Source organism: Parabacteroides sp. KHUB-01, from assembly GCF_056640935.1.
The window spans coordinates 2,900,764-2,927,360 of the sequence record NZ_CM153256.1 but is presented as its reverse complement, the minus strand read 5'-3'; the positions used below and the strand labels follow the sequence as shown (position 1 = coordinate 2,927,360).

Sequence of the window (26,597 nt, the reverse complement as noted above, 5' to 3'; positions counted from 1 at the left end):
TATTGACGGTATTTATTCTCAAAATACTTGTACTACTTGTTGATATATGTAATATTTTCAAAGAACTTAGTCGCTATCGTTATTTTTGATTGCGGTTGCAAAGGTAAGAACTTTTATTTTAATCTTCCAAATTTTTTCGGAAGTTTTTTTTATTTTTTTTCTTCAGCTTTCGGAATTTCGCTTGGATTCACCAACCTCACCTATCTCTGACAGAATCACTTTCCTTTACCTCTTCATCATGTTGACTACCGCATCTCTCTCGATTGCGGGTGCAAAAGTAGAACGGATTTTTGAATCTGCAAAATATTTTGGGAAGAATTTTTAAATTATTTTTAAGTTTTACTGATTATCAGAGGAATAGAAATGAAAGTTTTTTTAGGGGATAAGTTTACGAGGGAAACGATAAAATAAGTATTATAGATTTTATAAAGATATCTTAGTAAAAGAGAAAAGTTTCTCTAATACTTGACTACATAGTCTCATTATAACATTAAGTTCTTTGTTTCTTAACATAAACTAGTACAATCATATTAATAAAAAATATCAGCTCACCTAGGTGATTCAATCAGCTCACCTAGGTGGATTGATTAGCTCACCTAGGTGAATCAATTGAACCACCTAGGTGAGCCGATATTTGAATATATATTAAACAAACATATTACTTTGCTAAACCTAGAATTATTAATTAGATAAGTCTATTTTAAAACTCTAACCAGACTCTAATAAACAAAATAATATATCAAATACTGCAACATTCCAACCCGAAAGCCTCAGCCACAGCCGGATAAACAATCTTGCCATCAACGATGTTAAGCCCCAGCTTGAAACCCGGGTCAGATTCAAGAGCTTTTTCCCAACCCATATCAGCAAGTTTCAGTACATAAGGAAGAGTTGCATTTGTCAAAGCCAATGTAGATGTACGGGGAACAGCTCCAGGAATATTTGCGACACAATAATGCAAAATATTTTCTTCGACAAAAACCGGCTCGGCGTGAGTTGTTGGATGTGAAGTTTCAAAACATCCGCCCTGGTCGATAGCCACATCAACAAGGACACTTCCCGGACGCATCAGCTTAAGCATTTCACGATTTACCAAATGAGGAGCTTTTGCTCCGGGGATAAGAACGGCACCAATAACAAGGTCGGTAGTCGGTAATTCCTGCTCTATATTATATGTTGACGAATACATTGTTTTGACGTTCTTAGGCATTGTATCGGCAAGATAGCGAAGACGCGGCAAAGAAATATCTGCTATAGTAACATCGGCTCCCAATCCTGCTGCCATAAGAGCAGCATTATGACCAACCACACCTCCACCAAGAACCAATACTTTTCCTGGCTTTACACCAGGAACTCCACCTAACAACAAACCATTTCCGCCTTGAGGTTTTTCCAAGAAGCGAGCACCTTCCTGAACAGACATTCGTCCGGCAACTTCGCTCATAGGAACAAGAAGAGGAAGACTGTGGTCGGGAGCCTCAACAGTTTCATAAGCTATACACGTAGCACCACTCTCCATCATAGCCAGAGTCAACGCTTTTTCTGAAGCAAAATGGAAATAGGTGAATAATATTTGTCCTTTACGAACCAGATTGTATTCACTGCTGATTGGTTCTTTCACTTTCACAATCATTTCAGCAATTGCATATACATCTTCAATGGAAGGGAGAATCTGAGCACCGGCAGACAAATAGTCGCCATCAGGGAATCCACTGTTTTCACCGGCTGTGTGTTGCACATATACAGTGTGACCTCTTTTAACCAGCTCTTTTACTCCTGAAGGAGTCAGAGCAACTCGATTCTCATTGTTCTTGATTTCTTTTGGAACTCCTATTATCATAATGACAGATTTAATGGTTCTACAATTGCCTAAATATAGTAATAAAGAGCAAAAAGAAAGAAGTCGATATTTATTTTTAAGATTAAATAGTATTAGAGAAAACTTTTTGATTTTTATAAAGAAAAAAAGTGTTTTAAGGATATTCATATAAAAAACGGGAAATTCCCTTATAGAATTTCCCGTCGAAGATTTTTATATTATTCGCTTATTGGTTCGCCAAACAAAGTTGCAGAAGTTGCACCCGTAACTCTGACATTTACAAATTGACCTACCTTATAATCTCCTTTGTCGAAAATAACTACTTTGTTCTGACTTGTTCTGCCAAACAATTGCTCGCGTGAACGTTTGGAGAAACCTTCGACAAGCACTTCGAAAGTTTTACCTATATCTCTTTTGTTACTTTCTTCGGAGAGTTTGTTTTGCAAATCTATCATACCCTGAAGGCGTCTTACTTTCACATCTTCCGGGACATTGTCTTCGAGATGTTTTGCCGCATACGTTCCCGGACGTTCTGAATATTTGAAGAGATATGCACTATCATAGCCTACTTCACGCATAAGAGAAAGTGTCTCCTGATAGTCTTCTTCTGTTTCGGAATGGAAACCACAGAACAAATCTGTAGAGATTGCACAATCAGGAACAATTCTCCTGATAGCCGCAATACGGTCAAGATACCATTCACGCGTGTATTTTCGGTTCATCACTTTCAATATCTTAGAGCTACCAGACTGAGCAGGAAGATGAATATACTTACATATATTATTATGTGCAGCAATAACCCTCAGAGTTTCGTCGCTCATATCCTTAGGATGCGAAGTAACAAATCTTATTCGCATATTAGGAGCTTCGTTTGCCACTTTTTCAAGAAGCATCGGGAAATTCACAGTTACACCATCTTTTTCGAAAGAATAAGAGTTGACATTCTGTCCGAGAAGCGTCACTTCACGGAAACCTTTCTCACGCATATCTCTTATTTCATTAAGAATGCTATCCACGTCACGGCTACGTTCTCTTCCTCGAGTATAAGGAACGATACAATATGTACAGAAATTATTGCAACCTCTCATTATAGATACGAAACCGGAGATATGAAGTCCCGGAAGCTTCAATGGAAGCACATCCTTGTATGTTTCCTGTGTTGACAATTCTACATTGATAGCTTTCTCACCACGCTCAGCTGCACCAATCAAATTAGGCAAGTCCATGTAAGAATCAGGACCGACAACCAAATTTACATTGTATTCTTCCAAAAGTTTTTCTTTTACTCTTTCAGCCATACAACCAAGAACGCCGACAATCAAATCTTTCTTCTTTTTTCTCAAAGAATGAAAATACTGAAGGCGTCCGTAAATTTTTTGCTCAGCATTGTCACGAACAGAGCAAGTATTTACAAAAATTGCATCGGCATCTTCAATGTTCTCTGTCATCTCATAACCTGCCATTTGCATTACTGAAGCAACGACCTCACTGTCAGCAACATTCATCTGACAACCATAAGTCTCAATAAACAATTTTCTTGTCTGATTGGTAGTAGATTTTAAGTCTACATCCTTTAATTCATCCATCATTTTAGTAAATAAAAGTTAAATAATGATTTATATCAATTTTTTCTTTTCAAATATTTGGTGAATAAAAAAAATTACATCATATTTGCATCAGAAAAACGTAAATTTTTTCATAGTTAAGGTTTTGGTTAATAGAGAAAGGGGTGGCTGTGAAGTTACTCCTTTTTCATTTTATATATATTCTCACAATAAATCTTCTTTTTCATATATTTAATGTAAATAATATCTGTTATATTGGGATAATATAGAATGCAGTTCGGAATAGCAAAATCAAAAACTAGTTTTTTATTTTGCTCTCCACTCGCCTTTCACTATATTTGTACGATACAGGGTGAAACTCGGCATATCAAAAACAAAAACAAGTTTTTATTTTGCCATGAACTCGCCTTTTACTATATTTTGCTACAAAATTAATCAAAGTTATGGATTACATAGGCGATTTAATGTTCATTATATTTTTGATCATATTTGCCGTGGGCAGCTATATGACATCAAAAATGCAGAAATCAGTAAAAAAGTCAGAGTTTCCTGATGTTGAAACAGATGTTTTCGACACAGAAAATAACGAGAATGAATTGCCGCAAAATGAAACGAGCCAGGATTTTCCACAAAGAAAACGTAAAAACACGCGCAAAACTGTGGAGCAAAAACCTAATACAACTTTACAGGAAACATATAATTACGAAAATAATACATATAATAATGTAAAGAGCAAGCCTTTTGAAGATTTTCCCGAATCAAACATTTCAGACAACGATTTTGCTTTGGACAGTGATGAACTAAAAAAGGCAGTAATATATTCGGAGATTCTGAATCGCAAATATTAATTTGAAGCACTTAACGTTCAAGCTTGCTCTTAAAAAATTGTATTGCTTTGGATATATGTTTTTCTACAGCTGTAGTGGATATATTAAGCTTATCTGCAATTTCTCTGTTTTTCAAACCTTTCATCCTGCTTAATATAAAGACTTCGCGGCATCTTTCGGGTAATTGGGGTATTATGGAATTTACTTGCGACAACAATTCATTATACACAATGGAAGATTCTGGATTGAATTCGAAATCGTGATTATACAACCTTTCCTCGCCTTCAAGATTTTTCAGATATTCAAGGTTTTCTGTTGTCAACAGTTCTTTGTGCTTCAGATAATTAATACATGTATTCCTTACTATGGTGAATAGCAAAGATGTGAGAGCGACAGATTTTATTTCCTCTCTCCTTTCCCAAAATGCAGTGAAACATTCCTGGATTATGTCTTCTGACGCAGATGTATCTTGTGTAAAACGATACGCATATCGTTTTAATCGAGGAGCGTATCGTTTATAAATATAATCAAAAGCAGTTTTATCTCCGTTATTTACAAGTTCAATCAGTTCATTTTCGCTTTTCATCATTCAGTTCTTTCTCTTCAACCTCCTTGACTTTCCTGAACAAGTCTGATGCAAAAATAAAATCATTAAGAGCCTGGTTGTTTGATGTGATAACATCTTCTTTTGTTCCTTGCCATTCTTTGACACCTTCCTTTATAAATACTATATTATCTCCGATATTCATTACGGAGTTCATATCGTGGGTGTTAATAATGGTCGTCATATTATATTCGACAGTAATATCATGAATCAAATCATCTATTACCAATGAGGTTTTAGGGTCAAGACCGGAGTTTGGCTCATCACAGAAAAGATATTTAGGATTCAGAGCAATGGCACGAGCAATGGCTGCACGTTTCATCATACCACCACTGATTTCAGACGGATACAGATGTCCCGCTTCAGACAGATTAACTCTGTCAAGGCAAAACTCCGCACGTTTCAACCTCTCGGCTGCTGAATCATTAGAAAACATATCCAAAGGGAACATTACGTTTTCCAAAACAGTCATACTGTCGAATAAGGCAGAGCCCTGAAAAAGCATACCCATTTCACGGCGCAAACTCTTAAGCTCCTTTTTACCCATTCCTGTAAGATTGCGTCCGTCATAAAGGATTTCTCCTGAATCCGGCATCATCAATCCAATGATATTTTTAATCATTACAGTTTTTCCGGAACCACTTCGTCCGATAATAAGATTGGTTTTTCCGTCTTCAAAAACCGTGCTTATATTCTTCAAGACGGTTCTTCCCTCAAAAGACTTTATAATATTTTTTACTTCAATCATTTTATGTCAGCATTAAGTGTGTCAAAACAACGTCGGCAAGCAAAATCATTATACTACTCATAACCACGGCATTCGTACTTGCCTTACCGACTTCAAGAGCTCCTCCTTTTACATAATATCCGAAATATGATGCTATTGAAGATATTATAAAGGCATAAACCACAGATTTTATAATGGAATACCAAATATAGAACTGATTGAAATAGAATTGCAATCCGTATTCGAAAGAAGCTGGAGTCATACCTGTGCCAGTAGAATAACTTGCTGCAATACCTCCAAGAATACCAGTAAACATACTGAATATTACCAACACCGGGATAAAAATCATCATACCAGCCATTTTAGGCAAAATCAGGAAATTTGCAGAGTTTACTCCCATTATTTCCATTGCATCAATCTGCTCGGTTACTCGCATTGTTCCAATTTCAGATGCAATATTACTACCAACCTTACCAGCAAGAATAAGACACATAATTGAAGAAGAAAATTCCAGCAAGATAATTTCACGGGTTGTATAACCTATGGTAAACTTAGGAATAAGAGGAGAACTGATATTCAAAGAAATCTGAATAGCAATTACTGTTCCGATAAAAACTGAAATAATGACGACTATCCAAAGTGAATCTACTCCAAGTTTGTAAATTTCCTTTATGAGCTGCTTGAAAAACATGCTCCATCTATCCGGTATGGTGATGCACTTTTTCATCAAAAGCACATATTCACCCATTCTGTGTAAAGCTTTGTTCATTGTTATATTCGTTTCTTTGTTCTGAAAGATTCTTTTGAGTTTTTAGTTTTCGTGTTGAGAAGAAAATTCCAAACGACTCAACACTTTAACTACATATTTTCTAAAATTGCAAATCAATATAAGTATTGATTTTTCTTTTCATTTCAATTGGCAAAGTTAAGACATTAAATCAAATAAATTAGATAATTGCCGATTTTTAAGATTTGATTTGCACAAACATATTTATTTCCGTTTCTTTGCAAACATGAATAATGAAAGATCTATGGAAGAACAAATGATACTCCGCACGGAGGATTTGGTAAAAAAATATAGAACCCGTACAGTTGTCAATCACGTTTCAATCAATGTGAAACAAGGTGAGATTGTTGGATTGCTTGGTCCTAATGGAGCCGGAAAAACAACCACTTTCTATATGACAGTTGGGCTTGTCACTCCCAATGCCGGAAAAATATTCCTTAATGACAAGGAAATAACCAAATATCCGGTTTATATGCGTGCCAGAAACGGTATCGGTTATTTGGCTCAGGAAGCTTCCATTTTCAGAAAAATGACAGTTGAAGACAATATTCGCTCTGTATTGGAAATGACTGACACAACAAAAGAATACCAAGCCGAGAAACTGGAAAGTCTGTTAACAGAATTTGGTTTGCACAAAGTTCGCAAGAATTTAGGAGACCAGCTTTCCGGAGGTGAACGCCGACGTGCAGAAATTGCCCGCTGTCTGGCTATCAACCCAAAGTTTATCATGCTTGACGAACCTTTTGCCGGTGTGGACCCAATTGCTGTTCAGGATATTCAGAGTATCGTGGCTAAACTGAAACACAGGAATATCGGAATCCTTATCACAGACCACAACGTGTATGAAACATTGAGTATCTGCGACAGAGCTTATCTGCTTTTCGAAGGAAAGGTTCTTTTCCAGGGAACTGCAGAACAGCTTGCCGAAAACGAAATTGTTCGTGAGAAATATTTGGGTAAAGACTTTATATTGCGTAAGAAAGATTTGTAATCAGTCTTTAGAAGTACTGCTTTTTATCCTTATGCATATCATATAGAACAGAAAAAGAAAAGCAATACCGGTTACTATGTAGCCGGTAAGATGCTGATCAGAAATCTCTCCTGTTATATATTCGTTGTTTTTCAAGCTATCGCAAGACATTCCTATTACAGCTGTAGCATTATTTGTAAAATGAGCTATTATCGGCAGCCACATATTTTTACTCCATAACAACAGATATCCGAAATATGCCCCAAGAAGCATTCGTGGAATGAAACCATAGAATTGCAGATGAAATGCGCTGAATAATATTGCAGACATCCATATAACTGCATGGTGACTTATACTGAATTTTGCCAATGCGTCTGACAAAGCTCCTCGGAACATCATTTCTTCTGTTACAGCTGCAGTAAGAGCTATTACTATAATGTTAGAAATAAAAGGGACTATACCTTTAGTGCCTAAAAGAATGTCTGTAATCTGTTTTGCGTTTTCTTCTTGTGTAATCATCCAGTTTTCAATCTCCGACATCCATTCGGGCAATTCGAGGCTCTGGTTCAACATTGCTGTCAGATTTATTACAGGCGACAACAGAAACATACTGATGATGACAAGTATTGAAACTTCAACACCTGGCGCTTTAGATATAGAAAGAGAAGATTTCCAATTATCAGTACAAAGGTATGAGAATGCAATCGCCGGGAAAAGAAACGTGCCGACAGCAGAGAAGAACTGCACAAGCCTCATTCCATCAGGCGTTTGATATATACTAGCATCGAACCCCCAAATAAGCCAAAACAACCCCAAACTTATGATTGAAGAAATAATACTGCCAAACAATACTAACAACAAAAGAACTCCTATCTGTCTGACAGCAGACAGCCCGGCAAACATACCTTTCATATACATATTATAACATTTTTTATTGGCAAATATAAGTATAAATACTTCCTTAAGGCAACAATTTAAGCAAACAATTTGCTAGATTGAAAGATTAACTCTAATTTTGCAACCTAAAATTGGATACAAATCATTAATTAAATAAATCATTCAGAATGAACGTTTCTCTTATTAACAACGATGCTGTTCGTGGTATCGTGAAGTTAGAAATAGTGAAAGCTGACTACGAAGCTAATGTAGAAAAGAGCTTGCGTAATTTGCGTCAGAAAGCTAATATGCCTGGTTTCCGTAAAGGTATGGTTCCTATGGGCATGGTTAAAAAAATGTACGGTAAGCATGTACTTGTTGAAGAAGTAAACAAACTTATTTCTGAAAACTTGTTCAAATATATCCGTGAAAACAACTTGAACATCTTGGGTGAACCAATGCCAAACGAAACTGAGCAGTCTGAAATCAACTTCGACACTCAGGAAGAATTCGTATTCAACTTTGACGTAGCATTTGCTCCGGTTATCAACGTTGAAATGACAAAAGAAGACAAGTTGACTTACTATCAGGTTAAAATCGACGAAGATATGCTGAACAAGCAGATTGAAGCTTATACAGCTAACTTCGGTTCATATGATAGCGTTGAAGAAGTTGAAGAAAAAGACTTGGTTAAAGGTACAATCGCTGAATTGGAAAACGGTCAGCCAAAAGAAGGTGGTATCGTTGTTGAAAACGCAGTGTTGATGCCATTATATATCAAGAACGAAGAAGAAAAAGCTAAATTCATCGGTGCTAAGAAGAATGCAGTTGTTGTATTCAACGTAAACAAAGCATTCGAAGGAGCTGAAGCTGAAATTGCTTCTTTGTTGAAAATCGAAAAATCAAAAGTTGCTGAAACAACAGCTGATTTCAGCTTCGAAATCACAGACATCACTCGTCATAAGAATGCTGAATTGAATCAGGAATTGTATGACAAAGTGTTCGGTGAAAATATCGTAACTAGCGAAGAAGAATTCAAAGACAAAATCCGTGAAGCTTTGGCTGAACAGTTCACTCCACAGAGCGACTTCAAGTTCTTGACTGACGCTCGTGATATTTTGGTTCAGAAAGCTGGCGAATTGCAGTTTGCTGAAGACATCTTGAAACGCTGGTTGCTTGCAGCTAACGAAAAGAACACTAAAGAAAAGATCGATGAAGATTATCCAACAATCATCAAAGACCTTACTTACCACCTGATCAAAGAAACATTGGTTAAGAACAATGGTTTGAAAGTTGAAGATGCTGACTTGGAAGGCTTCGCTAAACGTGTTGCTAAAGCTCAGTTTGCACAGTATGGAATGTTGTCAGTTCCAGAAGATGTTCTTGACAACTATGCTAAAGACATGTTGAAAAACAAGCAGACATTGCAGAACGTTATCGACCGTGCTATCGAAGAAAAACTTGCAGGTTGGTTGAAAGAACAGGTTAACTTGGAAGTTAAGGAAGTTAGCGCAGAAGAATTCGCAAAACTTTTTGAAGCATAATACAAATTTGTATTGACTTCATATCTGAATAGGAAGGGATTTCTCTCGAAAAAAATCTCTTGACGGATAGAAAATAAGTTGTATCATTTAAAAATTTATTTATAACTTTGTTTATCCGTTGGGCAGACAAGAGAGAAGTCCCTTCTTTCTGTTTTTATATACAAAACCAACGAAAAAAAAGAAATCACGGGAAAATATATTCCTGATATTCCGAAACCTGCCGGAGGCATCAACAAGCAAAAATTATCCGGCGAAACTTAGTGTTACCTTTGTGATAAAACGAGATAAACTATAATACATATATATGAACGATTTTAGAAAATATGCTACAAAACATTTGGGCATGAGCGGAACAGCGCTTGACAGTTATATGAATATAACAAGCAGTTATATTTCTCCGACTATCATTGAAGAGCGCCAGCTTAATGTTGCTCAGATGGATGTCTTCTCTCGTCTGATGATGGATCGTATAATCTTCTTGGGAACTCAGATTGATGATTATACAGCAAACGTCATCCAGGCACAGTTACTTTATCTTGATTCATCAGATCCAGGAAAAGATATTTCCATATACATCAATTCACCTGGTGGTTCAGTATATGCCGGTTATGGTATTTATGACACTATGCAGTTCATTGGTTCAGATGTTTCTACTATCTGTACAGGTATTGCAGCCTCAATGGCATCAGTATTGCTTGTTGCCGGAGCAAAAGGCAAACGTTTTGCACTACAACACTCAAGAGTTATGATACACCAGCCTCTTGGTGGAGTGCAGGGACAGGCATCAGATATTGAAATTACTGCCCGTGAAATTTTGAGAGTTAAGAAAGAATTGTACACTATCATATCTAATCATTCAGGGAAACCTTTCGAGGATGTTGAACGCGACAGCGACCGCGACTTCTGGATGACTGCAGCGGAAGCTAAGGAATATGGTATGATTGATGATATTTTGATACGTAAATAATTTTGACTATGGCCAAAATGGGCGATAATTGTACTTTCTGTGGTCGTAGCAAGAGAGACGTAAAACTCTTGATAAACGGATTGAACGGCTGTATTTGCGAAGAATGTGCCAGCCAGGCATATCACATCGTACAGGAACAGCTGGGAAATATGAAAAACGACGACTTTAATCTTAATAAAGAAGATTTACCGAAGCCGGAAGATATAAAAGCATTTCTTGACCAATATATCATAGGACAGGACGAAGCAAAGAGATATATGTCTGTTTCTGTATATAATCACTATAAAAGATTAATACAGAAGGTTACAGATGATGATGTTGAAATCGAAAAGTCAAATATCATCATGGTAGGAACAACTGGTACAGGAAAGACATTGATGGCTCGTACTATTGCTAAAATGCTTCATGTTCCTTTTGCTATAGCTGACGCAACAGTGCTTACTCAGGCAGGATATGTGGGTGAAGATATTGAAAGTATTCTGACACGTCTGCTCCAGGCTGCCGATTACGATGTAGCTGCTGCTGAACGAGGTATTGTATTTATTGACGAAATAGATAAGATTGCACGTAAAGGTGACAACCCGTCAATCACACGTGACGTAAGCGGTGAAGGCGTACAGCAGGGATTACTAAAACTTCTTGAAGGAACAGTTGTTAATGTTCCGCCACAGGGTGGACGTAAACATCCTGAGCAGAAGATGATTCCGGTAAACACAAAGAATATCCTGTTTATTTGTGGAGGAGCTTTCGACGGTATTGAGAAGAAAATTGCTCAAAGATTGAATACCAGAGTTGTAGGTTATGCATCTGCAAGCAAAACAGCTCAGGTTGACAAAGAAAATTTCCTCAAGTATATAACACCGACAGATTTGAAATCTTTCGGTCTTATTCCAGAAATAATCGGACGTTTGCCGATTCTTACACATTTGAATCCTTTGGACAGAGATGCATTACGCCGTATTCTAACTGAGCCTAAGAATTCAATTATCAAACAATATATTAAACTCTTTGAAATGGACGATATCAAGCTATCTTTCACAGAAGAAGCTTTGGATTTCATCGTTGATAAAGCATTAGAGTTTAAGTTGGGAGCCAGAGGTCTACGTTCTATCGTAGAAGCTATAATGATGGAACCAATGTTTAAAATGCCATCAACCGGAGAAAAGGAACTGGCAGTAACATTGGATTTTGCTAAAGAACAATTTGAAAAAGCAGATGTCAACCGTCTGCAAGTTTCATAATGTAAACCTATTCTCTAAATTAATACTAGTATGGCAAAAAAAGATAATTTGACAGAGGAGCTTAAAAAACATTTTGGTTTTGATACTTTCAAAGGAAATCAAAAGGCTATAATAGAAAACGTGTTGGCAGGGAATGATACATTCGTTCTGATGCCTACAGGTGGTGGTAAATCTTTGTGCTACCAGCTTCCGTCTTTGCTGATGGAAGGAACAGCCATTGTTATATCACCTCTGATAGCTCTGATGAAAAATCAGGTTGATGCCATGCGAAACTTCAGTGAAGAAGATGGTGTGGCTCATTTCATCAATTCCTCATTGAATAAATCTGCGATAGACCAAGTCAAGGAAGATATTCTGGCAGGAAAAACTAAATTATTATATGTGGCTCCGGAGTCACTTACAAAAGAGGATAATGTGGATTTCCTGCGTCAGGTAAAAATATCTTTCTATGCTGTTGACGAAGCTCACTGTATTTCTGAATGGGGACATGATTTCCGCCCGGAATATAGAAAGATAAGACCTATAATCAACGAAATAGGTAAGCGTCCGTTGATAGCATTGACTGCTACGGCAACACCTAAAGTTCAGCATGACATTCAGAAAAACCTTGGAATGACTGAAGCTACAGTGTTCAAATCGTCGTTCAATCGCACTAATTTGTATTATGAAGTTCGTCCGAAAACGGCTAATGTTGACCGTGATATCATAAAATTCATCAAGTCTCATGAAGGAAAATCCGGTATAGTATATTGCCTTAGCAGAAAAAAAGTTGAGGAATTTGCGGATATCCTGAAAGCGAATGGAATAAAGGCTTTGCCTTATCACGCAGGTATGGACTCTCAAGTCCGTTCAGCAAACCAGGATGCTTTCCTTATGGAACAGGTTGATGTTATAGTTGCAACTATAGCTTTTGGTATGGGTATTGACAAACCAGATGTCAGATATGTAATTCATTATGACATTCCTAAAAGCCTTGAAGGATATTATCAGGAAACAGGACGTGCAGGGCGTGACGGAGGAGAAGGACATTGTTTAGCTTTCTACGCTTACAAAGATTTGCAGAAACTGGAAAAGTTCATGCAGGGCAAACCTGTAGCTGAACAGGAAATCGGCAAACAATTGCTGATGGAAACTGCAGCATATGCAGAAACTTCTGTATGCCGTAGAAAAGTCTTACTTCACTACTTTGGTGAAGAATATTTGGAAGATAATTGTGGTAGTTGTGATAACTGTTTGAATCCTAAGAAACAAGTGGAAGCAAAAGAATTATTGAGTGCAGTGTTGGAAGTAGTCAGCACTTTGAAGGAAAAATTTAAGGCAGACTACATTGTAAATATGTTGGTTGGAAATGAAACTTCTGAAATCCAATCATACAAACATAATGAGTTGGAAATATTCGGTTCAGGACAGGATGAAGATGACAAAACATGGAATGCCGTTATCCGTCAGGCTCTGATTGCCGGCTATCTTACTAAAGACATTGAAAACTATGGCTTGCTCAAAATAACACCTAAGGGTAAAGAGTTCATGAAAAAGCCTGTTTCATTCAAGATAACCGAAGACAACGAATTTGAAGAAGAGGTTGAAGAAGTTCCTATTAAAGGCGGAGCTTCATGCGCTGTCGATCCTGTATTGTATTCTATGATGAAAGACTTGCGCAAGAAGCTGTCAAAGCGTCTTGAAGTGCCTCCTTTCGTTATTTTCCAGGATCCTTCATTGGAAGCTATGGCTACTACTTACCCTGTCACAATCGAAGAGTTGCAAAATATCCCTGGTGTGGGAGCTGGAAAAGCAAAACGATACGGAGAAGAATTCGTAGCTCTTATCAAGCGTCATGTCGAAGAAAACGAAATTGAACGTCCGGAAGATTTGAGAGTTCGCACTGTTGCAAATAAATCAAAACTTAAGGTTTGGATCGTACAGAGTATTGACCGTAAAGTTGCTCTCGATGACATTGCAATGACTAAAGGTCTTGAGTTCTCTGAATTGCTTGATGAAATTGAAGCTATCGTATATTCAGGAACACGTATCAATATCGACTATTTCTTGAATGATGTAATCGACGAAGATCATATCGAAGATATCTATGAATATTTCAAAGAATCTGAAACAGACGATTTGGAAGATGCTATAGAAGAATTGGGTGGAGATTACACAGAAGAAGAAATACGTCTTGTACGTATCAAATTCTTGTCTGAAATGGCTAATTGATTGAAAATTCAGTAAATTATTTTGAAGATAAAAAACCGAGTATCGAATTAATACCGACACTCGGTTTTTTATTTACTCAAATGCTGAAACAATAGGTCGAGCCAACCAAACTTGAGGTTGTTCAACTCCAAAAATATATGCTACAGTTCCAGCTATATCATATACCATAGTGCTTTCCTCTATATTATACCCTTTCTTGACTCCTTTACCACAGAAAACTATGGGAGTTTGCATTTCTTTCATTGTTTTCCCTCCGTGACCAGTATCAATTCCACCATGGTCGGCTGAAAGTATAAATATCGTTTCTTCCGTCATTCCTGCCTCATCAACAGCTTTGACTATCTCACCCAAAGCTTTATCCAAATGACTAACCATACTGAAATATTCTGGAGATTCCCAACCTTTACTGTGACCGGCGCCATCTGGCTCACCAAAAATAACAGAACAAAACATCGGTTTCTTTTCTTTAATATAACCTACAACATCACCTATTGCCTGCTTAGTATCTGTGTCAGACAATTTAGCAGGTTTAAGATAATCAATAGAAAGAGTATCCACCAAATTCCTCATTCCATCCCATTCATATACATATCCAAGCTCAGCTTCAGGATAAGCTTTATTTAATATTCCATAAATATCCGGGAATATACCATTTTCAGTGAGCACACGAGAAGGCAAATCAGGCTTAGAACTTCCCCATTCTGTATATCCGTGAAGTTCCGGACCAGCTCCCATAAACATAGAAGCCCAATTCACTGCGCTAGAAGACGGCAAAACTGAACGGTTCTCAAGCGTTACTGCTCCCTCAGACATCATCTTTCGGAAATTAGGCATATCCGCTCCATTATTCAGACAATAAGAACTCAGACCATCAAAACCGATAAGAACCACATGCTTTGGAGGATTATTCATCCCTTTTGTTGCAGTATTTTCACCACCTTTTGAGCATGATGCAGACAAAACAATTGCCAGCAAGATGAAAACAAATACAGTAATCTTTTTCATAATAAATTTATCAAATAAGTTTAACATTAAATCTACACATTACAGAGATATAAGATTTCAGGAAAAAACTCCTTATGTTTTCGTCGAAATGTCAAATGTTTCAGAAAAAACACCGCAGTGTTTTTTCCTAATATTTAGTCATTTCAAAAACAGATACTAATTTATAGAAATACGTACCAATATCTGCATTTTCAACAAAAAAATAAAGACACAAAAACACAGAAATAATACTCATGTGCATTTTGTGTCTTTTAATAAATATATTTAGTAGAAGTTAGGCTTTTTATTGCCGCTTCAGACGTTATCAAGCAATACCAAATGCTTTCTTAACTTTATCTACATAATCAAGTTTTTCCCAAGTGAACAGTTCTACTTCGCAAACAACAGGTTCCGGATTGTAGCGAGAGTTGAACACTTTTGTCTTCACTTCAGGATTACGTCCCATATGTCCGTATGAAGCTGTTTCGAAATAAATCGGATTACGAAGTTTCAATCTTTCCTCAATTGCTTTAGGACGCATATCGAACAGTTCCCAAACTTTTTCAGCAATTTCGCCGTCTGTCATGTTCACATTTGAACGTCCGTAAGTGTTGATAAAAATATTCATAGGTTTTGCAACACCGATAGCATATGACACCTGAACCAACACCTCATCAGCAACACCAGCAGCTACAAGGTTCTTTGCAATGTGGCGGGCAGCATATGCAGCTGAACGGTCCACTTTTGAAGGGTCTTTTCCAGAGAATGCTCCACCACCATGAGCACCTTTTCCACCATAAGTATCAACAATAATCTTACGTCCTGTAAGACCTGTGTCACCATGAGGACCACCGATAACGAATTTACCAGTAGGATTCACATGATAAATAATATCATCGTTGAACAAAGCCTGAACATGCTCAGGATATTTTGCTTTGACACGAGGAACTAGAATAGACTTAACATCTGCAGTAATCTTATCCTGCATAGCTTTGTCTGCTTCTTTCTGTGTAATTCCCTTAGGACCGATGAACTCATCGTGCTGAGTTGACACTACGATTGTATCGATACGCAAAGGCTTACCATTGTCATCATATTCAATTGTTACCTGACTCTTTGCATCTGGACGCAAATAAGGCATCAAATCCGGTTCGTTCTTACGGATTGAAGCAAGCTCGAGCAACAAGCTATGCGACAAATCCAAAGCAAGAGGCATATAGTTTTCTGTTTCGTTCGTTGCATATCCGAACATCATACCCTGGTCGCCTGCTCCCTGATTATATGGGTCTTCTCTTTCAACACCGCGGTTGATATCTCCACTCTGTTCATGAATTGCAGAGAAAACGCCACAAGATTTGGCTTCAAACTGATATTCGCTCTTTGTGTAACCGATTTTCTCAATCACACTGCGTGCAACATCCTGCACATCTACATAAGCCTGAGACTTAACTTCTCCAGCCAAGACAACCTGTCCGGTTGTTACAAGCGTTTCGCAAGCTACTTTTGAGTTTTTGTCGTATGCAAGAAACTCATCAAGCAAAGCATCCGATATCTGATCGGCTACTTTATCGGGGTGTCCTTCTGACACCGATTCGGAGGTAAATAAATAACTCATCGTTTTTTTGTTTTTGAGTTTAAATGTTTTTGAGTTTATATTTCGACGAGTGAAGAAATCTGTTTGCCGGGCGGCAGCAGAAAAAGGACTTTGTTTTTTAGCATTTTTTCCTGTGGTTGCAAGCAATACAAATCTGTCCACGTCTTTTTCGGGCACAAAGGTACGAAAATTATTTTTTCTTTTGAGTATTCCTTAGTGCTTTCTTATATTTAAATTCAGCTTTCTTCTTTGCAGAATCCGAACCATGAGTTCCACGCAAGAAGTCTGAGAATTTTATTTTCTTCTCACCGGTGTTCTTTTGCTTAGCTTTTTTGAAGACCATTCCGCCACCGGTTATTATTCTTTCCAGTTCGTTCATTATATTTGAATTCTTGAGTTTATAAGTTTTTGAGTTTTCTGTTGTGTGTTTAGATTTATGTATCTATTTCCTCTGCCAATTCCAACATAGTTTTATTAAGAATCGGATGCACAAGCATTGGAGCAATCTCAGCTAACGGTTCCATTACGAATTGCCTCTTATGCATAAGCGGATGCGGAACAACCAGAGCTGCTTCATTTATAACACACAAATCATAGAGAAGTATATCCAAATCAATAATTCTGTCGTGATACGCACCGTCACTCTTCTGCGTTCTTCCCATCTCCTTCTCTATTTCCTGAGTAAGAGACAGAAGCTGCAACGGTTCCAGTTCTGTTTCCAACAGAAGTGCCGCGTTCAGAAACGTGTTGTCAGACTCAAATCCCCAAGGTTCTGTCTCATAAAAAGAAGAAATGGACAACACATCTCCTGCCCTCTCGGCAAGTAAAGCAGCGGCGGTAATAAGATTCCGCCGCTTGTTTCCTATATTTGTTCCTAAGCCAATATAAGCTTTAGCCATCTATTCACCTATGATTACAGAATCAACATCGCATCTCCGTAGGCACCAAATTTGTAACCTTCCCTCAATGCCACATCATAAGCTTCCATTGTAAGATCATAACCACCAAATGAAGCGGTCATCATCAACAATGTTGACAACGGAAGATGGAAATTTGTTATCATACTTGTTGCCACACTGAAATCATAAGGAGGGAAAATAAACTTGTTAGTCCAGCCTTCAAATTCTTTCAAATGTCCGTCTGTTCCAACAGCAGTTTCGATTGCACGCATCACAGAAGTACCAACAGCACAAACCTGCTTATTGTTATCTTTTGCCTTATTAACCACACTTACCGCGTCAGCATTTACAACCATCTGCTCTGAATCCATCTTGTGTTTTGTAAGGTCCTCAACATCTATTTCACGGAAATTACCCAATCCTGAATGAAGAGTAAGGAATGCAAAACGACAGTCACGGATTTCCAGACGTTTCATCAACTCACGGCTGAAATGCAAACCGGCAGCCGGCGCAACAACAGCACCTTCCTCAGTTGCGAAAATATTCTGATAGCGTTCTTCATCATCTTTCTCAACAGGACGGTCAATATACTTTGGAAGCGGAGTTTCGCCCAAAGCATACAAAGCTTTCTTGAATTCATCGTGGTCGCCATCATAAAGGAATCTCAACGTACGTCCGCGAGATGTTGTATTGTCAATAACCTCAGCCACCATTGAATCATCTTCACCAAAATACAACTTGTTGCCAATACGTATCTTGCGGGCAGGATCAACCAAAACATCCCACAAGCGTAGTTCCTCATTCAATTCACGCAGCAAGAAAACTTCAATTCTTGCACCTGTCTTTTCCTTGTTTCCATACAAACGTGCCGGGAACACTTTAGTGTTGTTAAAAATGAAAACATCATCTTCACCAAAATATTCGATGATTTCCTTGAACACTCTATGTTCAATTTCACCTGTTTTACGGTTAACAACCATCAAACGTGATTCGTCACGGTTCTTTGCAGGATACAAAGCAATTTGTTCAGCCTGTAAATCAAATTTAAATTTCGACAGTTTCATATTTTGATATTTTTAATTTTTCAGCTTTATAAAAGACTACTCATTAGTCACAACTATTTCCTCATCCAGGAATTTATCAATATCCTCAGGATTCATACACATATCAAGCGTTACGTCTCCAATACGAGTTCGTTCCAATGCTATCAGATGTGCTCCTGAATTCAATGCAGTTCCAATATCGCGAGCCAAAGCTCTTATATAAGTTCCCTTGCTGCAAACAACTCTTATCTTAATAACAGGTAACTCACATTTCAACAGCTCCAATTCATCAATAATAAGAGTTTTGGATTTCAACTCAACCTCCTCACCTTTTCTGGCAAGTTCATAAGCACGTTTGCCATCCACCTTACATGCTGAAAACACAGGTGGAACCTGTTGGATAACGCCTACAAATGTTTTCAACACTTCCTCAACCAGCTCTCTGGTTATATGCTCTGTTGGATATACAGCATCAACTTCTTTCTCTAGGTCGAACGAAGGTGTTGTCTCACCAAGTTTCAATGTTGCTATATATTCCTTGGTCTGATACTGGAATTCATCTATTCTTTTCGTAGCCTTACCTGTACATACAATCATAACACCCGTAGCCAAAGGGTCGAGAGTTCCTGCATGTCCTACCTTTATTTTCTTTACCTTCAACTTACGCGATAGCTTATAGCGGAACTTATTGACCAAATCAAATGATGTCCATTTAAGCGGTTTGTTGAAGAATAATACTTCCCCAGCAATAAAATCTTTCATTTATTTTGTGTTTTTATGTTTATCCGTTTATTGATTCAGTCTTTATATCAACGAACAAACAACCGTTATAGCTCCTACAATCGCACAATATATGGCAAAATAAACCAATTTTCCTTTCTTCACTATATTAATCATCCACTTACAAGCGATACATCCGGAAATAAATGCCGCAAAAAATCCTATCACCAAAGAACTAGTTGGTATGTCAGAAGATGCGACCTCTGTTCCGCTCATAAGTTTCAATGTTTCAAGCAAAGCTTCACCCAATATTGGAGGTATTACCATAAGGAATGAAAATTGAGCCAAATTTTCTTTCTTATTTCCCAAAATCAAACCTGTGGCAATTGTGCTTCCAGAACGTGAAAGTCCAGGCATAACTGCACATGCCTGAGCAAGACCAATTATGAAAGCATCCTTTTTAGAAATAGTTTCTTTCTGTCGGGGCTTTGCATAATAAGCAAATGCAAGAAGGCTAGCTGTCACCAACAGCATAATTCCGACAATCAAAAGCCCTGAACCAAATATTTCCTCAACAGTATCTTTGAAGAACAAACCTACAATTCCTACAGGAATCATGGAAATAAGAATATTAACCACATATTTTGTCTCATTATTCCAACGGAACTGAAACAAACCTTTGAGCAGCCAAACTATCTCTTTCCATAAAATGACCAGTGTACTTAGCACTGTTGCCACATGCACAAGAATTGTAAAACTCAGACTCTCCTCGCCTGTCATTCCAAAAATAGTTGAACCGATAGTCAAATGACCACTACTACTCACAGGCAAATACTCTGTCAAGCCTTGCAAAAGGCCCAACACCAATGCTTCTAAACTGTTCATTCCTCAGACTTGTCTTTATTCTTTTTCAAAATCGCAAATATCATCAACAAAAAACCTATTACGGTTATTACCGGAGCAACAACAATGCGTCGCGCACTGAATATCTCAGGATTAAAAGTCACTCCATCTGTTGAGCCTCCGCCACTCATCAACACAAATCCTATTATTATCAGAACTATAGAAACTCCAATAAGGATAAAATTGTCTTTTCCAAATGCAAAATCTCTGTTATTCATTTCGTTTTAATGTTTTGTTTATGCTTCTTTTCAAATATAATACAAACGGTTCACGTTCATTCTGAGATATTTATTCACTGATACTATTGTTGCTATGATTGTAAGCAAGATACCAAGAAGCAGCACCACTGCATATACAATCATCAGCATCTTCATATCAAGTATATGAATAAAACCTGTCATTTCGGACTGTATATAATACAGAAATCCAGAAAGCATGCCTATTGCAAGAAATGCCGCAATAATTCCGCTCACCATGTTATAATAAATAAACGGACGGCGAATGAAACCAGGAGTTGCACCAACAAGCTTCATTGTATGTATCAGGAATCTCTTTGAATAAATAAGCAGACGAATTGTATTGCTGATGAGCACAAACGAAATAGCCATAAGCATCGCGGCAAGTGCCAGAAGTATAATGCTTATTCTCTGCATATTATTGTGCACCATCTCCATCATATCCTTACGATAAAGCAAATCAGACACAGAGGTATATTGCTTGATATATCTTTCAATCTTAGGCAAACTGTCCGGATTTGCATATTCCGATTTGAGTTTCACCTCAATTGAAGCCTTCAATGGATTGAACCCAAGGAACGTCTCCGGATTCTCGCCAAGTTCCATTTCCAGTTCCTTTACAGCTTGTTCTTTCGAAATATATTCAGTGGATTTAATAAAAGGAAGATGGTCCAATTGCTTTTGCATCTTCTTTATATCAGCCTCTTTCTGGTTATCTTTCAAAACGAGAGAGAATGTTATGTTTTCTTTCACATAGTCGGAAAGCTTGTTTCCCAACAATCCCATCAGACATATCAAACCCAACAAAAAAAGCACCAATGCTATGCTTATAACTGAAGTCAGTCGGGAATGAAAGAATGTAACAGATCTAACTTTATTATTTTCAGACATCTGGATTATTCTAATTAGTATTCTTTACGATAGGAGGAAACGTCTAAAGACTATTCACCCAAATTTTGTGCAAAAATAGAAATAAATCCGGCAGACTTATAGGTTTTAAGAATATTTAAGTCCGGCCAAAAGCTCTCAAAATTCCTTCCGAAAGCAACAAGATTTACTTCCGAAAGAAAATCATTTTTCTTCCGTATGTAATGAACTTTTCTTCCGTATGTATTTGGGTGTTTCTTCCGAAAGAAAATACAAAAAATATGAGGCTGAGTAGAATCAAGAAAACTTCTACCCAACCTCATATACAAGAAATCATTGACTTCAATAAGAAATATTGTGCAAAGATTTTATCTGCAACTTTTCTCCACCATAATCAAACAGCTTGTCCAGTTCTTTTTCATCCATTGAATATGAAGGATTGAATGAATCCGAATCCATATATTTCAACAATGCGTAATAGAACTGACGAGCTTCCGGCTTATCCTGAACAGAAAGAATATCAGACATACATACCAGAAGTTTTCCTTCACCAACCTTGAATTCAAATAACAAGCCGAGTTTATGATTTCGTTCAATATTATCGATAACCTGAATTATCGGTTTATATTCAGAAGGCATATTATCCAAAATAAGCGGACGGCTGCTCTTTATAATAGGGAACCATTGCCAATTGGTATGATATTCTGTCGGGAATTCTGTGAACAAACTGTGTTCCGGATTCATCAACAAGCCCATTGTTCCCGGAGAAACTGGTTTCTTGATATTCTCACATATCGTACGGAACATTCTGTAGTTCCAATAATCTGTCTGGAACAAACCTCCAACAGTTGATTTCTCATATTTCTTCAAATTCGGGAAATAAAGAACTTTCTTTCCTTCCTTCAACTGCTGTTTCAAAGATGCATCAAGTTTATCAGTCACCACGATGTCTTCCGAATGAGATAAATCCTGTTTTGCAGGATAAACCCACACCGGATAACTGTTTGCATATTCTGTATTGCCTACTTTAAGTGAAAGCATACATTTTTCGGCTTTTGAAATAGAGGACAAATCTACAGACAGTTTCTTCACAAAGCCTAATTTTCCCTGCGCTATATCTATCTTTTCATTGCCGGAAGCCAAAGTTCTTCCATCTGCTCCGGAAAATTTCCATTCCAAATATCCGCCTAAAGAAGCATTTGAGTAATTTGCAATATAGATTTCCCCTTCAAAAGGTTTATCGGATGAATAAGTATATGAAGACATCTTAATCAGCGGCACAACCTCATTGCAAGACTGACGCCATTCCTCCGGTTCAATCAGACCTTTACTATCCATAAATGCATCAAGGATTCCGACAAATGCAGAACCTTGTCCCGGATAATCCTGTAAATCGAGCAACTGGAAACCGCCCATACCTTCTGTTCTGAGATTCATCTCGATATCAGCACGGTAAAGTTCAGCTGCCCAACGTCCGGATGCTTTGAAGAAATCTTCAGCCTGTCCGCCCATTCCGGCATCTTCAAGTCTTTTCTTGAATACAGCAAAATTACGAGGTTCCAAAACTCCGGTATATTTCTCCATTTCCTTATAATTAGGATATACCTGATATTGTCCTGTTTCATGTCCTATAACCGGAACAGTGCTGCGACTTACGGCTCCCGAAAAGTCCATTCGTGTATTTGGATATGTATGATTCATATATCCACCATCATAAGCATCGGCAAATGAGAAAGAAGCACGTGCATGAGTGACAAACGATGTATCATTTTCCTGACCGACACGGCAAGTAACAAGAAAATCCTCACCTTCCTGCTGACCTTTGAATCCAAGACTATTGTTTGAACCATAAGCATACATATGCCTGTCTTCAATTTTACGGAAAGTGCCTATCAAATCTCTGAGCACTGCATCTTCACCACCTATTTCATTTCCCAAGGCAAACATAACAAATGAAGCATGATTGCTGTACTCATTCTGAATGGCAACACCTTCTTTTCGCAAGAAAGAAATCAACACTGAATCTTTAGAATTCAGTCCTCCCCAGAAAGGAAGTTCTGGCTGCAAATATATTCCTTCAATATCAGCAGCTTCAAAACAAGCCTCAGGCGGACACCATGAATGGAAACGATAGTGATTGATTCCATATTCTTTGGCAACACGGAAATAATGTCTCCACGAATCCACATCCATTGCCACATGAGCAGTCAAAGGAAAAACACAAGCATCATGTTTTCCTCTGAGGAATGTTGTCATATCGTTTATGCTAAACTGCGTGCCTTTAGTCTCGAATTTCCTCAATCCAAAGTTCACACTTTTGGAATCGGACATATTTCCGCAACTCAAAGAAACATTGACACGATAGAGAGCCGGATCGAACTCACTCCATGTAGCAGCATTCTCTCCCAAGTCAAGCATTAAATCACAGACATTTGAAGATATTTTTTCCAGCTTCTGCTCAATCTTTATGTTCTGTTTCTTATCCGTATTCCATGTTTCTGCTTCACATTTTATTATGACTGGAGCTTCAGCATTGTCAATACCTGAAAATTCAACTTTTACCAAAGCTTTCTTAGCGTCATAATCAGGATAAACCTGTACATTTTTAATATGGCACTTATCAACAGCTTCAATATATAATTTTCCGATAACTCCGTTCCAGTTTGTCTGTGTTGATTCAGTATAAGCATGAGAACTTGTTATCACCTGTTTAGGAACGGAAGCTCCGTTATCAACCATTATAGTTATAGTATGTTCACCAGGCGAAAGAGCTCCACTCAAATCATAAGTCTGAGGAACAGAAATATCAGTGTTACTTCCCACCAGCTTATTATCCACCCAAACTTGTGTTGGTTTGGTTCGTTCCATAAAAAGGCAGATATTCTTATCATTCCAATTTTCAGGAACTGTAACAGTTTTCTGATACCAAACCTTGCCGGAATATGAATAAGTTCGGGACAAATAAGTTGTTTCGTCCATTTTTTCATTCTTTATTCCTTTCTTGTTTGTATCAGTTGTTCCCGGCAAAAGCAAAGAATCGGAATAAGCAGATACAGAATCCATGCGGAAAGCCCACTTTCCGGACAAATCAATTCTTGGACGAATATATTTGTCTGTATTGTTCATACATGAATTCATCAAAAGAAGCAGACAGAATGCTGAAAAAAATGTTTTCTTCATAATGTTTCTGATTTATTCGCTTATAAATTGACCTTCAAAGAATCACCTTCCTTAATATTATAGACTTTTGTTTTTCCGTCTTTTGGAGTAATAGAAATATTAAGTTTTCCTTTTTCAGTCCTTACCACAGATATATCAAAGTCGTTTCCGAAAGCACGGATATTGCTTAATGATATTTCATTCCATTCATCCGGCATATGAGGAGTAAGAACAAAAGAATCAAATCCTGATGGTCTGATACCGAAAAGACCTTCTGTTATGATTCGGCAATACAAACCACTTTCTGCCGACAAATGGCGTTGGTTTCCTTCCGGCCACGCTTCGATTGCATAAGGCACATGGTCGCCTAGAAGTCTTTGGTTTGAATAGAACTTAAGATATTCTGTTGCCTTTTCTGTTTCTCCGGCAGCATAAACTCCGCGCAAAGCATACAAAGTTGAGCGGTCCCAGAAAGTTTCACTTCCTGCCTGAGTCAGCAAACCGTTGTCTGTCCATAATCTTGGAGAAAACAAAGCGTTGATTGTTCCTTCTTTTCTGTCAAAGATATCAACTGTCAAAGGTATGCAAATCCATGAACGAAGCACATCATTACCTTTATAATATTGGTAAGTATCAAATCCCTCAACTTTAGCGCCGAAGTATTTTTCAATATTTTCTTTCAAAACCTTAGCCTGTTTTGCATATTTCTTAAGTTGTGAAGATGGTTTCTTCAATTCTTTGCCTAAATAAACTGCCGAATTCAAAGCATCATAATACAATGATGATGTACAAAGATTGGCATCTCCGGCAGGGAATCGTCCTTCAAGTTCATCAGAATCGGAAGCGACAACACCTCCTTCATTTATTTTTTTATTACAAAATTCAAGGCACCATTCAATCAACGGCCATAAATGTTCGGCTTCAGCCTTGTCTCCTCTTGCTAAAGCATAACGGCTTGCACCGTATGCAATCATTGCAGCATCACCTCTGTCGCCAGCACCGCCCCATACATCAGTACCTTCCGCAATTATTGAACTTGGCAATGGCTTGTATTCATCATTCATGAAACGAGCAAAATGATTGTAGGCATTAAGAGCTGATTCATTTCCTTTGTCATATCCAAGGAATGGGAAGAAAGGATTGATATATTCAGCCTGGTCGTTAGCCCAAATTGCTGCATAATATGATTCTCCACCTGGACCGTGAAGCAAGCCACCGGCTGTATCGTATATACTTTCAGAGCCTCTTATTTTGGCAAAGGCGAACATTGTGTTAATCACAGGGTCCGGAGTTTTCAGAACTAGATTGTCCCACAATTCATTTACCAGATTACGGCGAGCCTGCAACTCAGCCTCATAATTGAAATCAAACTCCTTTTCACCTTCTTCATATCCGGTTGTAGTAACGTAGAAAGTGATTTCTTCCTGAGGTTTCAACTCTTTGAATATGTTTGACTTCAAATCCTGAATGATTGTGTATTTTCCTTTAGTTCCTCTTTCTTTAGGAGTCTTAACCTTATTTCTTACCTTGTTTACCTCCACTTTGACAGGATTCTCTGCAAGATTCTTCAAGGTATATTTTTCTATGAAAGCCGGTTTTGTTGTTGATGGGAACAGTACGCGAGTCAGTTCCACATTTCCACGTCTAACTGGACAAAGACTTTTCACAGTCATAACTCCGTCAAGAGTAATACTTTGTACCTTCTCCTTAATAGCATATCCACCCAAGAAAACATTTTCCAACGGATTCCATCCCATTTTTCTCATCAAACTGGCGTGGGTGTCGTTAGGAACTGTTCTCAACATAGGCCATACCATTCCTCTATTCAGAAGGAAACTGCCATCCTCTGCAACACCATAACGAACAACGGTAGAAACTTTCAGACCACTCATTTCTATATGGTCTTTATGTGGATTATCACCAGCCTTTACATTCCATGTGATTCCTCCTTTGTCATTCAATTCCCATCTTTGCTGTGCGAAGAGCTGCGACACTACGGCACACAGGCTAAGCACTATCAATGTGATTTTCTTCATCGTTTATGATTTTAATAT

23 protein-coding genes are annotated in these 26,597 nt (G+C 37.8%); 6 read left to right on the top strand and 17 right to left on the bottom strand.

Translation table 11 applies throughout. The annotated features are described in order from the left end of the window. Positions 1 to 739 precede the first annotated feature (739 nt). Positions 740 to 1,840 carry an alanine dehydrogenase gene (gene ald, locus ACYIAR_RS12475; RefSeq protein WP_480329873.1) on the bottom strand — a complete coding sequence of 367 codons (1,101 nt, stop codon included), beginning with the start codon at positions 1,838 to 1,840 and terminating at the stop codon, positions 740 to 742. Between the two features lie 197 nt (positions 1,841 to 2,037). Beyond that, positions 2,038 to 3,408, bottom strand: coding sequence for a tRNA (N6-isopentenyl adenosine(37)-C2)-methylthiotransferase MiaB (gene miaB / locus ACYIAR_RS12470; protein WP_480329872.1), 1,371 nt, complete (start codon positions 3,406 to 3,408; stop codon positions 2,038 to 2,040). Between the two features lie 419 nt (positions 3,409 to 3,827). On the opposite strand from miaB, the gene ACYIAR_RS12465 reads away from it, so the two are divergent. After that, complete coding sequence (locus tag ACYIAR_RS12465; protein ID WP_480329871.1) at positions 3,828 to 4,232, top strand: hypothetical protein; 405 nt, start codon at positions 3,828 to 3,830, stop codon at positions 4,230 to 4,232. A gap of 10 nt (positions 4,233 to 4,242) precedes the next feature. Here the strand turns inward: ACYIAR_RS12465 and ACYIAR_RS12460 are convergent, their stop codons facing one another. Genes ACYIAR_RS12460 through ACYIAR_RS12450 form a run of 3 tightly spaced genes read right to left on the bottom strand, consistent with a single transcriptional unit; the run spans position 4,243 to position 6,311 of the window. Further along, on the bottom strand, positions 4,243 to 4,800 hold the full coding sequence (locus ACYIAR_RS12460) for an RNA polymerase sigma-70 factor (protein ID WP_480329870.1): 558 nt from the start codon (positions 4,798 to 4,800) through the stop codon (positions 4,243 to 4,245). Next, positions 4,781 to 5,563, bottom strand: coding sequence for an ABC transporter ATP-binding protein (locus tag ACYIAR_RS12455; RefSeq protein WP_480329869.1), 783 nt, complete (start codon positions 5,561 to 5,563; stop codon positions 4,781 to 4,783). Before ACYIAR_RS12455 ends, ACYIAR_RS12460 begins: the two co-directional genes overlap by 20 nt. Before the next feature lies 1 nt (position 5,564). After that, positions 5,565 to 6,311, bottom strand: coding sequence for an MlaE family ABC transporter permease (locus tag ACYIAR_RS12450; protein ID WP_480329868.1), 747 nt, complete (start codon positions 6,309 to 6,311; stop codon positions 5,565 to 5,567). A gap of 262 nt (positions 6,312 to 6,573) precedes the next feature. Here ACYIAR_RS12450 and lptB point away from each other — a divergent pair, with 262 nt between their 5' ends. Beyond that, the gene (gene lptB / locus ACYIAR_RS12445; protein WP_480333645.1) at positions 6,574 to 7,320 is read left to right on the top strand and encodes an LPS export ABC transporter ATP-binding protein; all 747 of its coding nucleotides are present in this window, start codon (positions 6,574 to 6,576) and stop codon (positions 7,318 to 7,320) included. Here the strand turns inward: lptB and ACYIAR_RS12440 are convergent, their stop codons facing one another. Beyond that, entirely contained in the window at positions 7,321 to 8,217 is an 897-nt protein-coding gene (locus ACYIAR_RS12440; protein WP_480329867.1) for a CPBP family intramembrane glutamic endopeptidase, read from the bottom strand. A 146-nt stretch (positions 8,218 to 8,363) separates the two neighbouring features. Between ACYIAR_RS12440 and tig the strand changes: the two genes are divergently transcribed. The 4 genes from tig to recQ all read left to right on the top strand — a co-directional run bounded on the left by tig (position 8,364) and on the right by recQ (position 14,138). Further along, positions 8,364 to 9,719: a trigger factor gene (gene tig, locus ACYIAR_RS12435; RefSeq protein WP_480329866.1), complete on the top strand. Its 1,356-nt coding sequence runs from the start codon at positions 8,364 to 8,366 to the stop codon at positions 9,717 to 9,719. A 304-nt stretch (positions 9,720 to 10,023) separates the two neighbouring features. Then, positions 10,024 to 10,686 carry an ATP-dependent Clp endopeptidase proteolytic subunit ClpP gene (gene clpP, locus ACYIAR_RS12430; RefSeq protein ID WP_480329865.1) on the top strand — a complete coding sequence of 221 codons (663 nt, stop codon included), beginning with the start codon at positions 10,024 to 10,026 and terminating at the stop codon, positions 10,684 to 10,686. An 8-nt stretch (positions 10,687 to 10,694) separates the two neighbouring features. Further along, positions 10,695 to 11,927 (top strand): ATP-dependent Clp protease ATP-binding subunit ClpX, encoded by a 1,233-nt coding sequence (clpX, locus tag ACYIAR_RS12425; protein WP_480329864.1) that lies wholly within the window; start codon positions 10,695 to 10,697, stop codon positions 11,925 to 11,927. Between the two features lie 30 nt (positions 11,928 to 11,957). Then, positions 11,958 to 14,138 carry a DNA helicase RecQ gene (recQ, locus tag ACYIAR_RS12420; protein WP_480329863.1) on the top strand — a complete coding sequence of 727 codons (2,181 nt, stop codon included), beginning with the start codon at positions 11,958 to 11,960 and terminating at the stop codon, positions 14,136 to 14,138. Between the two features lie 72 nt (positions 14,139 to 14,210). Here recQ and ACYIAR_RS12415 read toward each other — a convergent pair whose 3' ends face one another. The 11 genes from ACYIAR_RS12415 to ACYIAR_RS12365 form a co-directional block, all read right to left on the bottom strand. Then, positions 14,211 to 15,143, bottom strand: a complete 933-nt coding sequence (locus tag ACYIAR_RS12415) for an alkaline phosphatase family protein (protein WP_480329862.1) — start codon at positions 15,141 to 15,143, stop codon at positions 14,211 to 14,213. A 304-nt stretch (positions 15,144 to 15,447) separates the two neighbouring features. After that, positions 15,448 to 16,737, bottom strand: coding sequence for a methionine adenosyltransferase (gene metK / locus ACYIAR_RS12410; protein WP_480329861.1), 1,290 nt, complete (start codon positions 16,735 to 16,737; stop codon positions 15,448 to 15,450). 169 nt (positions 16,738 to 16,906) lie between these two features. Continuing rightward, complete coding sequence (locus tag ACYIAR_RS12405) at positions 16,907 to 17,095, bottom strand: hypothetical protein (protein WP_480329860.1); 189 nt, start codon at positions 17,093 to 17,095, stop codon at positions 16,907 to 16,909. A 55-nt stretch (positions 17,096 to 17,150) separates the two neighbouring features. Further along, a complete protein-coding gene (gene folK, locus ACYIAR_RS12400; protein WP_480329859.1) occupies positions 17,151 to 17,615 on the bottom strand; it encodes a 2-amino-4-hydroxy-6-hydroxymethyldihydropteridine diphosphokinase in 465 nt (154 codons plus the stop codon). 14 nt (positions 17,616 to 17,629) lie between these two features. Further along, positions 17,630 to 18,679, bottom strand: coding sequence for a tRNA preQ1(34) S-adenosylmethionine ribosyltransferase-isomerase QueA (gene queA, locus ACYIAR_RS12395; protein WP_480329858.1), 1,050 nt, complete (start codon positions 18,677 to 18,679; stop codon positions 17,630 to 17,632). 36 nt (positions 18,680 to 18,715) lie between these two features. Beyond that, positions 18,716 to 19,420 (bottom strand): tRNA pseudouridine(55) synthase TruB, encoded by a 705-nt coding sequence (gene truB, locus ACYIAR_RS12390; protein WP_480329857.1) that lies wholly within the window; start codon positions 19,418 to 19,420, stop codon positions 18,716 to 18,718. A 42-nt stretch (positions 19,421 to 19,462) separates the two neighbouring features. Continuing rightward, on the bottom strand, positions 19,463 to 20,263 hold the full coding sequence (locus tag ACYIAR_RS12385) for an undecaprenyl-diphosphate phosphatase (RefSeq protein WP_480329856.1): 801 nt from the start codon (positions 20,261 to 20,263) through the stop codon (positions 19,463 to 19,465). Beyond that, positions 20,260 to 20,499: a DUF3098 domain-containing protein gene (locus ACYIAR_RS12380; protein WP_480329855.1), complete on the bottom strand. Its 240-nt coding sequence runs from the start codon at positions 20,497 to 20,499 to the stop codon at positions 20,260 to 20,262. Before ACYIAR_RS12380 ends, ACYIAR_RS12385 begins: the two co-directional genes overlap by 4 nt. 30 nt (positions 20,500 to 20,529) lie before the next feature. Further along, the gene (locus ACYIAR_RS12375) at positions 20,530 to 21,408 is read right to left on the bottom strand and encodes a cell division protein FtsX (RefSeq protein WP_480329854.1); all 879 of its coding nucleotides are present in this window, start codon (positions 21,406 to 21,408) and stop codon (positions 20,530 to 20,532) included. Positions 21,409 to 21,726: 318 nt separating this feature from the next. Beyond that, a complete protein-coding gene (locus ACYIAR_RS12370; protein WP_480329853.1) occupies positions 21,727 to 24,564 on the bottom strand; it encodes a sugar-binding domain-containing protein in 2,838 nt (945 codons plus the stop codon). Between the two features lie 20 nt (positions 24,565 to 24,584). Then, a complete protein-coding gene (locus tag ACYIAR_RS12365; protein ID WP_480329852.1) occupies positions 24,585 to 26,579 on the bottom strand; it encodes a hypothetical protein in 1,995 nt (664 codons plus the stop codon). Positions 26,580 to 26,597: the final 18 nt, after the last annotated feature.